Genomic DNA, 12,775 nt, shown 5'->3' on the forward strand with positions numbered 1-12,775 from the left:
CTATGTTAGAAGATCTTAAACGCCAGGTGCTGGAAGCCAATTTAGCGCTGCCGCAGCATAATCTGGTGACCTTAACCTGGGGCAACGTCAGCGCCGTCGACCGCGACCAGGGCGTTCTGGTTATCAAACCCTCCGGCGTGGATTACCGCGTGATGACCGCCGACGATATGGTGGTGGTCAGTCTGGAGAGCGGCGAAGTGGTGGAGGGTAAGAAGAAACCCTCGTCGGATACCCCGACCCATCGCCTGCTGTATCAGGCCTTCCCGACGCTGGGCGGCATTGTGCATACCCATTCGCGCCACGCCACCATCTGGGCGCAGGCCGGGCAAGCTATTCCGGCGACCGGCACCACCCACGCCGACTATTTCTATGGTCCGGTGCCCTGCACCCGGCTGATGACCGATGCGGAGATCAACGGCGAATACGAATGGGAAACCGGCAAGGTGATTGTCGAAACCTTCCGCCAGCGCGAGATCGACCCGGCGCAGATGCCCGGCGTGCTGGTTCATTCCCACGGCCCGTTCGCGTGGGGTAAAAACGCCGAAGACGCGGTGCATAACGCCATCGTGCTGGAAGAGATCGCCTATATGGGCATCTTCTGCCGCCAGCTGGCGCCGCAGCTGCCGGATATGCAGCAGACGCTGCTGGATAAACACTATCTGCGTAAGCATGGAGCCAAAGCCTACTACGGCCAATAATCACCCTGCTCGCGCTGCGTTTAGCAGGGCTACGGCTCTGCACCGTCTGGCAGACCGGATAAGGCGCAAGCCGAAATCCGGGGGCCACCTCAGCGCCGAATACCTGTATAAAATCCCAGCACTCATTGAGAAACCAGGCTATAATCAGGCCTGGTTTTTTTATCATCGAGAGCACCCGTGACCCAGCCACGAGCAGGTTTTCTACTCACCCGTCACTGGCGGGACACTCCGCAAGGCACCGAGCTTTCCTTCTGGCTGGCCACCGACGACGGCCCGCTGCAGGTCACGCTGCCGCCGCAGGAGTCCGTCGCCTTTATCCCCGAAGCGCAGCGGGCGCAGGCTGAGCGACTGCTGCAGGGTGAGAAAGGCTTCCGCTTCGCCTCGCTGGCCCTGAAAGATTTCCATCGCCAGCCGGTTGTCGGCCTCTACTGCCGCGCCCATCGTCAACTGATGCGTCTGGAGAAGATGCTCCGCGACAGCGGCGTCACCCTCTATGAGGGCGATATCCGTCCGCCGGAGCGCTACCTGATGGAGCGCTTTATTACCGCCCCGGTGTGGGTGGAAGGCGAAACGCGCGGCCCGCAGCTGGTTAACGCGCGCATGAAACCCAATCCTGACTATCGCCCGCCGCTAAAATGGGTGTCGCTGGATATCGAAACCAGCCGCCACGGCGAGCTGTACTGCATCGGCCTGCAAGGCTGCGGTCAGCGGGTGGTCTACATGCTGGGCCCCGAACCGGAAACGCCGCCAGACGTCGATTTCGATCTGGTCTACGTCGCCAGTCGCCCCCTGCTGCTGGAAAAGCTCAACGCCTGGTTTGCCGATCACGACCCCGACGTGCTGATCGGCTGGAACGTGGTGCAGTTCGATCTGCGCGTCCTACAAAAGCATGCCGAACGCTACCGCATCCCGCTAAGGCTCGGCCGCGGCAACAGCGAGCTGGAGTGGCGCGAGCACGGTTTTAAGAACGGTGTCTTCTTCGCCCAGGCCCACGGCCGGCTGATTATTGACGGCATCGACGCGCTGAAATCGGCGTTCTGGAATTTCTCCTCCTTTTCGCTGGAGGCGGTGGCCCGCGAGCTGCTGGGCGAAGGCAAAGCCATCGACAACCCGTGGGATCGGATGGACGAGATCGATCGCCGCTTCCATGAAGATAAACCGGCGCTGGCCATCTATAACCTACAGGACTGCGAGCTGGTGACGCGGATCTTCCACAAAACGGAGATCATGCCGTTTCTACTCGAGCGGGCGACGGTCAACGGCCTGCCCGCCGATCGCCACGGCGGCTCGGTCGCCGCCTTCAGCCACCTCTATTTTCCGCGCATGCACCGCCTGGGCTACGTGGCGCCGAACCTCGGCGACGTGCCGCCCCAGGCGAGCCCCGGCGGCTATGTGATGGACTCCCGCCCCGGCCTGTATGACTCGGTGCTGGTGCTGGACTACAAGAGCCTGTATCCGTCGATCATTCGCACCTTTTTAATCGATCCGGTCGGCCTGGTGGAGGGCCTGGCGCACCCCGATGACCAGCACAGTATTGAGGGCTTCCTCGGCGCCCGCTTCTCGCGAGACAAGCACTGCCTGCCGGGGATTGTCAGCCAGATCTGGCACGGCCGCGATGAAGCCAAGCGCCAGCACAATAAGCCGCTCTCCCAGGCGCTGAAGATCATCATGAACGCTTTTTACGGCGTGCTGGGCACCAGCGCCTGCCGCTTCTTCGACCCACGTCTCGCCTCGTCGATCACCATGCGCGGCCACGCGATCATGCGTCAGACTAAAGCGTTAATTGAAGCCAATGGTTATGACGTCATCTACGGCGATACCGACTCCACCTTCGTCTGGCTTAAGCGCCCGCACAGCGAAGCGCAGGCGGCGGAGATCGGCCGGACGCTGGTGAACGACGTCAACGCCTGGTGGGCGCAGGAGCTTGGCAAACTCCAGCTAACCAGCGCCCTGGAGCTGGAATACGAAACCCACTTCTGCCGCTTTTTGATGCCGACGATCCGCGGCGCCGATACCGGCAGCAAGAAGCGTTACGCCGGAATGATTCAGGAGGGCGACGGCCAGCGCATGGTTTTCAAGGGTCTGGAAACAGTGCGCACCGACTGGACGCCGCTGGCCCAGCAGTTTCAGCAGGAGCTGTACCTGCGCATCTTCCGCAACCAGCCCTATCAGGATTATGTGCGGGAGACTATCGCCAGGCTGATGAACGGCGAGCTCGATGAGCAGCTGGTTTATCGCAAACGCCTGCGTCGGCCGCTGGCGGAGTATCAGCGCAACGTGCCGCCGCATGTGCGCGCCGCGAGGCTTGCCGATGAGCACAACCTGAAGCGGGGTCGGGCGCAGCAGTATCAGCAACGCGGCACCATCAAATACGTCTGGACCACCGGCGGTCCGGAACCGGTGGATTATCAGCAGTCGCCACTCGATTACGACCACTATTTGTCAAAGCAGCTGCAGCCGGTAGCGGAAGGGATCCTGCCCTTCGTCAACGACGACTTTGCTACAATAGTGACAGGACAGCTGGGGCTATTTTGATTTTTTCTCACCCATTCCGCGGGCGCAGAAGCCTGAAAATGAACCGTGAGGAGGACGTGACGAACGTTCTGCCATCCAGTAATATAGCGCCCTTTCCATTCCTGGCCCCAATTTTGACGCATCTCCGGTTGTACATGGAGATGATCAACTATTGCCTGCAATTAAAGAACTAAAGAGCCGAACATATATGCCTTTTACACTTGGTCAACGCTGGATTAGCGACACAGAGAGCGAACTAGGATTAGGGACGGTGGTAGCGCTGGATGCGCGCATGGTCACTCTCCTTTTCCCCGCCATCGGCGAAAACCGTCTGTACTCACGCAACGATTCCCCGATCACTCGCGTGATGTTTAACCCGGGCGACACCATTACCAGCCACGAAGGCTGGCAGCTCCACGTTGACAAAGTGCATGAAGAGAATGGGCTGCTGTCCTACACCGGCACCCGCCTCGATACCCAGGAAGCGAACGTCACCCTGCGTGAAGTGCTGCTCGACAGCAAACTGGTGTTCAGCAAGCCGCAGGACCGTCTGTTCGCCGGCCAAATCGACCGCATGGACCGCTTTGCCCTGCGCTACCGCGCGCGCAAGTTCCAGAGCGAGCAGTACCGCATGCCGTGGAGCGGCCTGCGCGGCCAGCGCACCAGCCTGATCCCGCATCAGCTGAACATCGCCCACGACGTGGGCCGTCGTCACGCGCCACGCGTCCTGCTGGCCGATGAAGTGGGCTTAGGTAAAACCATCGAAGCCGGGATGATCCTGCACCAGCAGCTGCTCTCCGGCGCCGCCGAGCGCGTACTGATCGTGGTCCCGGAAACCCTTCAGCACCAGTGGCTGGTGGAGATGCTGCGCCGCTTCAACCTGCGCTTCTCGCTGTTTGACGACGAGCGCTACGCCGAAGCGCAGCATGACGCCTACAACCCGTTCGAAACCGAACAGCTGGTGATCTGCTCTTTAGACTTCGTGCGCCGCAGCAAGCAGCGCCTGGAGCACCTGTGCGACGCCGAGTGGGACCTGATGGTGGTCGATGAAGCGCACCACCTGGTGTGGAGCGAAGAGGCGCCGAGCCGCGAATATCAAGCCATTGAACAGCTGGCCGAGCGCGTGCCGGGCATTCTGCTGCTGACCGCGACGCCGGAACAGCTGGGGATGGAGAGCCACTTTGCGCGCCTGCGCCTGCTGGATCCGAACCGCTTCCACGATTTCGCGCAGTTTGTCGAAGAACAGCAGAACTACCGTCCGGTGGCCGACGCCGTCGCTCTGCTGCTGGCGGGCAACAAGCTAAGCGATAGCGAACTCAATACCCTCGGCGATCTAATCGGCGAGCAGGATATCGAGCCGCTGCTGCAGGCCGCCAACAGCGATCGCGAAGACGCTCAGGCCGCGCGCCAGGAGCTGGTCTCGATGCTGATGGACCGCCACGGCACCAGCCGCGTGCTGTTCCGTAACACCCGTAACGGCGTCAAAGGTTTCCCGAAACGCGAGCTGCACACCATTCGCCTGCCGCTGCCGACCCAGTACCAGACCGCCATCAAAGTATCCGGCATCATGGGCGCCCGCAAAACCGCGGAAGAGCGCGCGCGCGACATGCTCTACCCGGAGCAGATCTATCAGGAATTTGAAGGCGATACCGGCACCTGGTGGAACTTTGACCCGCGCGTCGAGTGGCTGATGGGCTACCTGACCAGCCATCGCTCGCAGAAGGTACTGGTGATTTGCGCCAAAGCCGCCACCGCGCTCCAGCTGGAGCAGGTGCTGCGCGAGCGCGAAGGTATCCGCGCCGCCGTGTTCCATGAAGGGATGTCGATTATCGAACGCGACCGCGCCGCGGCGTGGTTTGCCGAAGAAGACACCGGCGCCCAGGTGCTGCTGTGCTCTGAGATCGGTTCCGAAGGTCGTAACTTCCAGTTCGCCAGCAATCTGGTGATGTTCGATCTGCCGTTTAACCCGGATCTGCTGGAGCAGCGTATCGGACGTCTCGACCGTATCGGCCAGGCGCACGATATCCAGATCCACGTCCCGTACCTGGAAAAGACCGCGCAGTCGGTGCTGGTGCGCTGGTATCACGAAGGCCTCGACGCCTTTGAACATACCTGCCCGACCGGACGGACCGTCTACGACAGTGTCCATGACGAGCTGATCAACTACCTTGCGGCGCCGGAATCCACCGACGGCTTTGACGATCTGATCAAATCCAGCCGCCAGCAGCATGACGCCCTGAAAGCGCAGCTGGAGCAGGGCCGCGACCGTCTGCTGGAGATCCACTCCAACGGCGGCGAGAAAGCCCAGGCCCTGGCGGAGAGCATCGAAGAGCAGGATGACGACACCAGCCTGATCGCTTTCTCGATGAACCTGTTCGATATCGTCGGCATCAACCAGGACGACCGCGGGGAAAACCTGATCGTCCTCACCCCTTCCGACCATATGCTGGTGCCGGATTTCCCGGGGCTGCCGGAGGACGGTTGCACCATCACCTTCGAGCGTGACGTGGCGCTGTCCCGTGAAGACGCGCAGTTCATCACCTGGGAACACCCATTGATCCGCAACGGCCTCGACCTGATCCTCTCCGGCGATACCGGCAGCAGCACCATTTCCCTGCTGAAGAACAAGGCGCTGCCGGTCGGCACTCTGCTGCTGGAGCTGATCTACGTGGTCGAAGCGCAGGCGCCGAAGCAGCTGCAGCTCAACCGCTTCCTGCCGGCGACCCCGGTTCGCATGCTGCTGGATAAAAACGGCAACAACCTCGCCGGCCAGGTGGAGTTTGAAAGCTTCAACCGCCAGCTGAGCGCGGTCAATCGCCACACCGGCAGCAAGCTGGTCAACGCGGTGCAGCAGGACGTTCATGCCATTTTGCAGCAGGGCGAAGCGCAGATCGCCAAGGCGGCGCAGGGGCTGATCGACGCGGCGCGTAGTGAAGCCGACGATAAGCTGACGGCGGAGCTCTCCCGTCTGGAAGCGCTGAAGGCGGTCAACCCGAACATCCGTGACGACGAACTGGCGGCGATTGAAAGCAACCGCCAGCAGGTGCTGGAGGCGCTGGGACAGGCCGGATGGCGTCTGGACGCGCTGCGTCTGATCGTCGTCACTCACCAGTAACGGAACGCGAAATGGCGATGGAAAACTACAATCCGCCGCAGGATCCCTGGCTGGTGATCCTGTATCAGGATGAGCACATCATGGTGGTCAACAAGCCGAGCGGCTTGTTGTCCGTGCCGGGTCGTCTTGATGAGCATAAAGACAGCGTGATGACGCGCATTCAGCGCGACTTCCCGCAGGCCGAATCGGTGCATCGCCTTGATATGGCCACCAGCGGCGTGATTGTGGTGGCGCTGAATAAGGCGGCGGAGCGCGAACTGAAGCGCCAGTTCCGCGAGCGCGAGCCGAAGAAGCAGTACATCGCCCGCGTCTGGGGCCATCCGCAGCCGGCGGAGGGCCTGGTGGATTTACCGCTGATTTGCGACTGGCCGAACCGGCCAAAGCAGAAGGTGTGTTATGAAACCGGCAAAGCGGCGCAGACCGAGTATGAGGTGCTGGAGTACGCGGAAGATAATACCGCCCGCGTGCGCCTGAAGCCAATTACCGGACGGTCACACCAGCTGCGCGTGCATATGCTGGCGCTGGGACATCCGATCCTTGGCGACCGCTTTTACGCCACGCCGGAGGCGCTGGCGATGGCCCCGCGCCTGCTGCTTCACGCCGAGACGCTCACCATCACCCACCCCGCCTACGGCAACGCGATGACCTTCCGCGCGCCGCTCGACTTTTAGGACCTCCCCGGCAGCGCTCTGCTGCCGGGGAATGCTAACCCGTTAATCGCGGGCAAACCACGCATCAATCATCTGCTCAACGCGGGCAACGACGAGATCGGTGTCGTGACGACGGCTACGCGCGCAGGCGTGCGCCGGCTCATCGCACAGCAGGCAGCGGCGCTGCGACTCGCCCAGCGACTGGCGTCCCACCTGCCCGCTCTGCGGACAGATCACATCGATATCCCACAAGCGTCCCAGCGGATGGCTCTGCTCCAGCGTACTGCACATCGCTTTGATTTCGCTGGCCGGATGCGCCACGCACCACAGCGCTTCAGGCCCGGTCGGCAGCCACAGCACCTGACGATCCAGCGTTTGCCAGCGGTGCTTCCAAAGCAGCTGATCGCAGGCCTGGAGGGCTACGCCCATCATGTTGCGATAGCGAATGCTGTCCTTCACCGCCCCGGGGGTCACCAGGGTCAGGGAAATAACAGGCTGCTGATAATGGGCCAACCAGTCGGCCTGGCGGGCTGCACGCTGCTCTTTCGCCGCCAGCAATGCGTCGATGCTGACGCCCGCCTGGGCGGGAGTATCCACTGACATTAATTCCTCTCCTACATATGATAAATGCGACAGCGCCTGGACTGTCATAATGATGGTTGCGATAGCCGATCGCGCGCTGATTGTAACGCTAAATGCGGAGCATTTAGGATACAGAACGCAGATATTTTCGGCGTTCTGTAGCGGAAAATAGCAGTTTTATTGCTGAGCGTAGCGTTATATCACGCCAGATAGTGGCTGAGGAACAGCAACCCCAGAGAGACATTTATCGCCCCGCCAATCCGGGTAGCGATCTGCGAGAACGGCATCAGGCTCATGCGGTTACCAGCGGTCAGGATCGCCACATCGCCGGTGCCGCCCTGCCCGCTCTGGCAACAGGAGACAATCGCCACATCGATCGGGTGCATCCCTATCTTTTTACCGACCAGGAAACCGGTCGCCACCAGCGCGGAGACGGTGCTGACGATCACCAGCAGGTTAGTGAAAGTGAAGGCGTTCACCAGCTCCTGCCACGGGGTGATCGCCACACCAACGGCAAAGAGGATCGGGTAGGTGACCGCGGTGCGGAAGAATTTATACACCATCTGCGATCCCTCCTGCAGGCGCGGAGACACCACATTAGCCAGCTTTAACAGCACCGCGAGAAACAGCATGCCCACCGGCGCCGGCAGACCAATCAGTTTGTGGCCGAGCATCCCCATCATATACAGCAGTACCGCCAGCAGCGCGCCGGAGGCCAGCGTCCCGACGTCGGTTTTACCGCTCATGCCTTCACTCTCGCCGAGGCTGCGGGTTTCATGGCTGCGGTTCGGCATCAGTTGCCCTTCGCCGGTCAGATGCGGGAGGCGCTTGCCGAGCTGGTTGAGGCAGCCGGAGATGACGATCGCCGTCAGGCTGCCGAGCATCACCATCGGCAACACCCGGCCCAGGGCCACCCCCTGCTCCATATGCATCAGCGCGGCATAGCCCATCGACAGCGGGATCGCCCCTTCCCCCACGCCGCCGGCCATGATCGGCAGCACGATAAAGAAGAACACCTGAAACGGCTCCATGCCCAGCAGCGTGCCAACGCCGATGCCCACCAGCATGCCGACCACCTCGCCGCACAGCATTGGGAAGAAGATCTTCAGGAAGCCCTGAATCAGGGTGGTGCGGTTCATACTCATGATGCTGCCGACGATAATGCAGCAGATATAGAGATAGAGGATGTTGGTGGATTTATAGAATTTGGTGGTGGATTCCACGACCACGTCTGGCAGCAGGCCGTAATGGACCAGCGCGGAAGGAATAAAAGTGGCGCAGATCGCCGCCGCGCCGAGTTTCCCCAGCACCGGCAGGCGTTTACCAAACTCGCCGCAGGCGAAACCAAAGAAAGCCAGAGTGGCCACCATCACCACGATATCGCTCGGCAGTTTACCGCCAAGGCAGTCGAGGGCAATCAGCCCCCCGGCCAGCAAAAACAGCGGCAGCGGGACGATCCCTACCTTCCAGTTATCCATGATGTGCCACCAGCGCTGCCTGAGCGTGGCTTTCGGCGTATTGATCGGTTCAAGGGTTGCAGAGAATGCATTGTCTGTCGTGCTCATAAATTCAGCCCTGTCGTTATTATTCATTTTCAGCGTAAAGGGACAGCGGCGTCGTTAATGTGAAGCTCCCCGAATTAAAAAAGAAGTTTTAATGGTCACTATGGTTTTTATGGTTTCTATTCGCGGATCCGCGCAGGGGTGATATATCTCTGATTTGTTATCGTGGTTTTTATGGTTTTTATTTCCCGTCACGCCTTATATCCACCGCAACCGCTGGCGGCAGCCCGCGCCTGCGCCACTGATCACAACTTTCCTTTAACATTTACGTCACGTGACAGAAAAATGATAGAGTGCCGGTATGGTAAATACGTCGTCCGGGACCTATGAAATTATCTTTTCAATATAAGCTGTTTATTTCGCTGGTCGCTTTTTTCTCAGTCCTCTTTATCGCGCTGGGTATTTATTATTACTTTGATGCCAGCCGCCAGCTTTATCAGGAAATGAGCGCCCGGGCCAAAATTCAGGCCGAAGAGATAGCCCTGATGCCAAATTTACGTCAGCAGGTCAGCCGGCATGACCCACAGGCGATTCAGGCGTTTATGCAGCAAATCGCCGCCCATAGTGACGCCAGCTTTATCGTCATCGGCGACCGCCAGGGGGTGCATCTGTTTCATTCGGTCCATCCGGAGTGGGTCGGCACGCGGCTGGTTGGCGGCGACAACCAGGCGGTACTGGAGGGAAAATCCATTACCACCATTCGCAAAGGCGGACTTGGGGTCTCGCTGCGCAGCAAAACGCCGATCGTCGATGATGAGGGACGGGTGATCGGCATTGTCTCCGTCGGCTACCTCACCAGCTATCTCGACAGCATTACCCTGACCAAAGTGATCAATATTTTTATCGCCGCCGTTCTGCTGCTCATCGCCCTGTTTATCTTCTCCTGGTACTTTACCCGCAGCATCAAAAAGCAGATTTTTTCGCTCGAGCCGCGGGAGATAGGCCTGCTGGTGCGACAGCAAAAGGCGATGATGGAGTCGATCTTTGAGGGGGTGATCGTCATCGATCGCCAGCGGCGCATTGAGGTGATAAACCATGCCGCCCGCAGCCTGCTGGGACTCAGCCAGCCCGCCAGTCAGCTGCGCGGTCAGTCGATTGACAGCGTGATTTCCCCGCAGCCCTTTTTCGCCAGCGGCGACATGCTAGAGCGCGACACCCACGATGAGCTGTGCCGCTTCAACCAGTTGACCGTGCTCGCCAGTCGGGTGCGCATTATGCTGGAGAATACCCTGCAGGGCTGGGTGATCACATTCCGTGACCGCAATGAAATCAATGCCCTCACCGCCCAGCTGAGCCAGGTGAAGCGCTATGTCGACAATCTGCGCATCATGCGCCACGAGCAGCTCAACCGGATGACTACCCTCTCCGGCCTGCTGCATATGGGCCATTATGACGAAGCGATCCGCTATATTCAGGCCCAGTCGGAACATGCTCAGGAGCTATTGGACTTTATTTCCTCACACTTCCACTCGCCGACGCTGTGCGGTCTGCTGCTCGGCAAAGCCACCCGCGCCCGCGAAAAAGGCGTGGCGCTGAGCTTCGACCCGGCCTGCCGCATTGACCGTCCCCTGCCGTCGCTGATGGAATCCGAGCTGATCTCCATCATCGGCAACCTGCTGGATAACGCCATCGAAGCCACGCAGCGCGCCGAGCTTCCGCATGAGCCGGTGGAAGTCCTGATCCAGCTCAACGCCCGGGAGCTGATTATCGAAGTGGCCGACCGCGGCGTCGGCATCCGCCCCGATATCCGCGAGCGCATTTTTGAACGCGGCGTCACCACCAAAACCCGTGGCGATCACGGCATTGGTCTGTATCTTATTGAACATTATGTCACTCAGGCGGGCGGCACCATCGAAGTCGCCGATAACGCGCCGCGGGGAACGATCTTCACCCTGTTTATCCCGGCCGACGCACCTGCCCGTCCGCACCCGGAGGCCCACGATGCATCATGACCTGGTCGATGTGCTAATCATTGAAGATGAGAGCGAGCTGGCGCGCCTGCACGCCGAGCTTGTGCAGAAACACCCGCGTCTGCGGCTGGCGGGCATGGCGGCCTCCCTCGCCCAGGCCCGCCAGTTGCTCCACGCCACCCCGCCGCAGCTGGTACTGCTGGATAACTATTTGCCGGACGGCAAAGGGGTGACGCTGATGACCGATCCGGCGCTGGCGACCAGCCAATGCTCGGTGATCTTTATCACCGCCGCCAGCGATATGGAAACCTGCAGCCAGGCTATCCGCAACGGCGCCTTCGACTATATTCTTAAGCCGGTATCATGGAAGCGGCTGAGTCAGTCGCTGGAGCGTTTTATCCAGTTCTACGATCAGCAACGGGAGTGGAAAATCGTCGATCAGCAGAACGTCGATTCCCTCTATCAACTGCAGGCGAAGAACTATCGCGTAGATAGTGGCAGCAAGGGGATTGAAGAGAAGACGCTGGCGCTGGTGCAGGGTCTGTTTAGCGGTCGGGAAGCGCACTGCTTTTCCGTTGATGAGGTGGTCAGCGCCGCCGGACTCAGCAAAACCACCGCCCGCCGCTATCTTGAACACGGCGTTGAGACCGGGTTTCTGGAGGTGGAGATGCTGTATGGAAAAATCGGCCATCCGCGGCGGCTGTATCGCCGCGCACAGGCCAAACGCTAACCCCTCTCGCCGGGCGAGGGGCTGAAAAACTCAGAAGCCGCGCTGTTCTTTGATCAGCTCCCAGGCCTTCTGGATCTCCTGGGCTTTCTGTTTGGCCATCTCCATCATCTCCGGCGGCAGCCCTTTCGCCACCAGCTTGTCCGGATGGTGCTCGTTCATCAGCTTACGATAGGCGCGCTTCACCGTCGCCGCGTCGTCAGTCGGTTTCACCCCCAGCACGTTGCAGGCGTCCTCCAGCGTTGGCCCGCGCTGCGCCTGCTGCCAGCCGGCGTTGCCGCCGTGCTGACCATAAGATTGCTGCTGCGAACCGCCGCCAAACTGGGCGCCGCCCTGCATCATTCGCAGGAATTGATCGAACTGGGCGCGAGAGATGCCAAGCTCATCGGCGATGACGAACAGCACTTCACGTTCGTTAGGGTGCAGTTCGCCGTCAGCGAACGCCGCCTGCAGCTGAATTTCCAGAAACATCCGAATCAGATCGAAGCGGCCAAAGCAGACGCTGCGCAGCTGGCGCATCTTCTCGCGCAGCGGATAATTGTCGGCTTTACCGTCGCGAAACGCCTGCTGCGCCGCGGTACGCGAAGCGCCGTGCAGATTCATGCGATCCATCAGCACATTGGCGACGTGAATATCCGCCTCGGTAACGCGGCCCTTGGATTTGGTCAGATGCCCCATCACTTCAAAGGTGGTGGAAAAGAAGAGCGACTGACGCTCCTGCTGATTGGCGAAGAGATTCAACCGGCGGCTGCGCGCCCGGTCAAACATATGGCCGACCAGGAAGCCGAGCACCACGCCCCAGAACCCACCGCCCATCAGCAAAGCTACTGCCACGCCAATCACTTTACCCAAATACTGCATAGACTCCCCAACTGTTTGTCGCCGTTAAGCACGAATATGACCGCACGTTACCCGGCACTCGCGCCTCGGTCAATTGTGGGACATAGCCTATAATTTGCTTTATCATACTCGTCATTCAACAGGGTGCCTAACGCTCGGGCTCGAAACGGGCAGGAT

9 protein-coding genes are annotated in these 12,775 nt (G+C 60.2%); 6 read left to right on the top strand and 3 right to left on the bottom strand.

Translation table 11 applies throughout. From position 1 onward, the window contains the following. Nucleotides 1-2 precede the first annotated feature (2 nt). From araD to rluA, 4 genes are all read left to right on the top strand, one after another. Complete coding sequence (gene araD / locus ABLV64_RS19375) at nt 3-698, top strand: L-ribulose-5-phosphate 4-epimerase (RefSeq protein ID WP_017901201.1); 696 nt, start codon at nt 3-5, stop codon at nt 696-698. Between the two features lie 177 nt (nt 699-875). Next, the gene (gene polB, locus ABLV64_RS19380; RefSeq protein ID WP_348843000.1) at nt 876-3,233 is read left to right on the top strand and encodes a DNA polymerase II; all 2,358 of its coding nucleotides are present in this window, start codon (nt 876-878) and stop codon (nt 3,231-3,233) included. A 187-nt stretch (nt 3,234-3,420) separates the two neighbouring features. Beyond that, complete coding sequence (gene rapA, locus ABLV64_RS19385; RefSeq protein ID WP_049004280.1) at nt 3,421-6,327, top strand: RNA polymerase-associated protein RapA; 2,907 nt, start codon at nt 3,421-3,423, stop codon at nt 6,325-6,327. A gap of 11 nt (nt 6,328-6,338) precedes the next feature. Then, complete coding sequence (gene rluA, locus ABLV64_RS19390; protein ID WP_004204288.1) at nt 6,339-6,998, top strand: bifunctional tRNA pseudouridine(32) synthase/23S rRNA pseudouridine(746) synthase RluA; 660 nt, start codon at nt 6,339-6,341, stop codon at nt 6,996-6,998. A 42-nt stretch (nt 6,999-7,040) separates the two neighbouring features. Here the strand turns inward: rluA and citX are convergent, their stop codons facing one another. Beyond that, entirely contained in the window at nt 7,041-7,580 is a 540-nt protein-coding gene (gene citX, locus ABLV64_RS19395) for a citrate lyase holo-[acyl-carrier protein] synthase (RefSeq protein WP_004204286.1), read from the bottom strand. 179 nt (nt 7,581-7,759) lie between these two features. Then, complete coding sequence (locus ABLV64_RS19400; RefSeq protein ID WP_217325119.1) at nt 7,760-9,124, bottom strand: 2-hydroxycarboxylate transporter family protein; 1,365 nt, start codon at nt 9,122-9,124, stop codon at nt 7,760-7,762. 323 nt (nt 9,125-9,447) lie between these two features. On the opposite strand from ABLV64_RS19400, the gene ABLV64_RS19405 reads away from it, so the two are divergent. Beyond that, nucleotides 9,448-11,073, top strand: a complete 1,626-nt coding sequence (locus ABLV64_RS19405) for a sensor histidine kinase (protein ID WP_017901206.1) — start codon at nt 9,448-9,450, stop codon at nt 11,071-11,073. Continuing rightward, the gene (locus tag ABLV64_RS19410) at nt 11,063-11,761 is read left to right on the top strand and encodes a response regulator (RefSeq protein ID WP_004204282.1); all 699 of its coding nucleotides are present in this window, start codon (nt 11,063-11,065) and stop codon (nt 11,759-11,761) included. Before ABLV64_RS19405 ends, ABLV64_RS19410 begins: the two co-directional genes overlap by 11 nt. Nucleotides 11,762-11,791: 30 nt before the next feature. Here the strand turns inward: ABLV64_RS19410 and djlA are convergent, their stop codons facing one another. Beyond that, a complete protein-coding gene (gene djlA, locus ABLV64_RS19415; RefSeq protein ID WP_008807470.1) occupies nt 11,792-12,619 on the bottom strand; it encodes a co-chaperone DjlA in 828 nt (275 codons plus the stop codon). Nucleotides 12,620-12,775 lie beyond the last annotated feature (156 nt).

The sequence above is a fragment of the Klebsiella sp. JB_Kp031 genome, from assembly GCF_040064295.1.
GTDB classification, from domain to species: domain Bacteria; phylum Pseudomonadota; class Gammaproteobacteria; order Enterobacterales; family Enterobacteriaceae; genus Klebsiella; species Klebsiella quasipneumoniae.

Excerpts from the sequence above, each read along its gene's own strand:
- ABLV64_RS19410 (WP_004204282.1), top strand. The coding sequence starts at position 11,063 with ATGCATCATGACCTGGTCGATGTGCTAATCATTGAAGATGAGAGCGAG.
- citX (WP_004204286.1), bottom strand. The coding sequence starts at position 7,580 with ATGTCAGTGGATACTCCCGCCCAGGCGGGCGTCAGCATCGACGCATTG.
- rapA (WP_049004280.1), top strand. The coding sequence starts at position 3,421 with ATGCCTTTTACACTTGGTCAACGCTGGATTAGCGACACAGAGAGCGAA.
- araD (WP_017901201.1), top strand. The coding sequence starts at position 3 with ATGTTAGAAGATCTTAAACGCCAGGTGCTGGAAGCCAATTTAGCGCTG.
- ABLV64_RS19400 (WP_217325119.1), bottom strand. The coding sequence starts at position 9,124 with ATGAGCACGACAGACAATGCATTCTCTGCAACCCTTGAACCGATCAAT.
- ABLV64_RS19405 (WP_017901206.1), top strand. The coding sequence starts at position 9,448 with ATGAAATTATCTTTTCAATATAAGCTGTTTATTTCGCTGGTCGCTTTT.
- rluA (WP_004204288.1), top strand. The coding sequence starts at position 6,339 with ATGGCGATGGAAAACTACAATCCGCCGCAGGATCCCTGGCTGGTGATC.
- djlA (WP_008807470.1), bottom strand. The coding sequence starts at position 12,619 with ATGCAGTATTTGGGTAAAGTGATTGGCGTGGCAGTAGCTTTGCTGATG.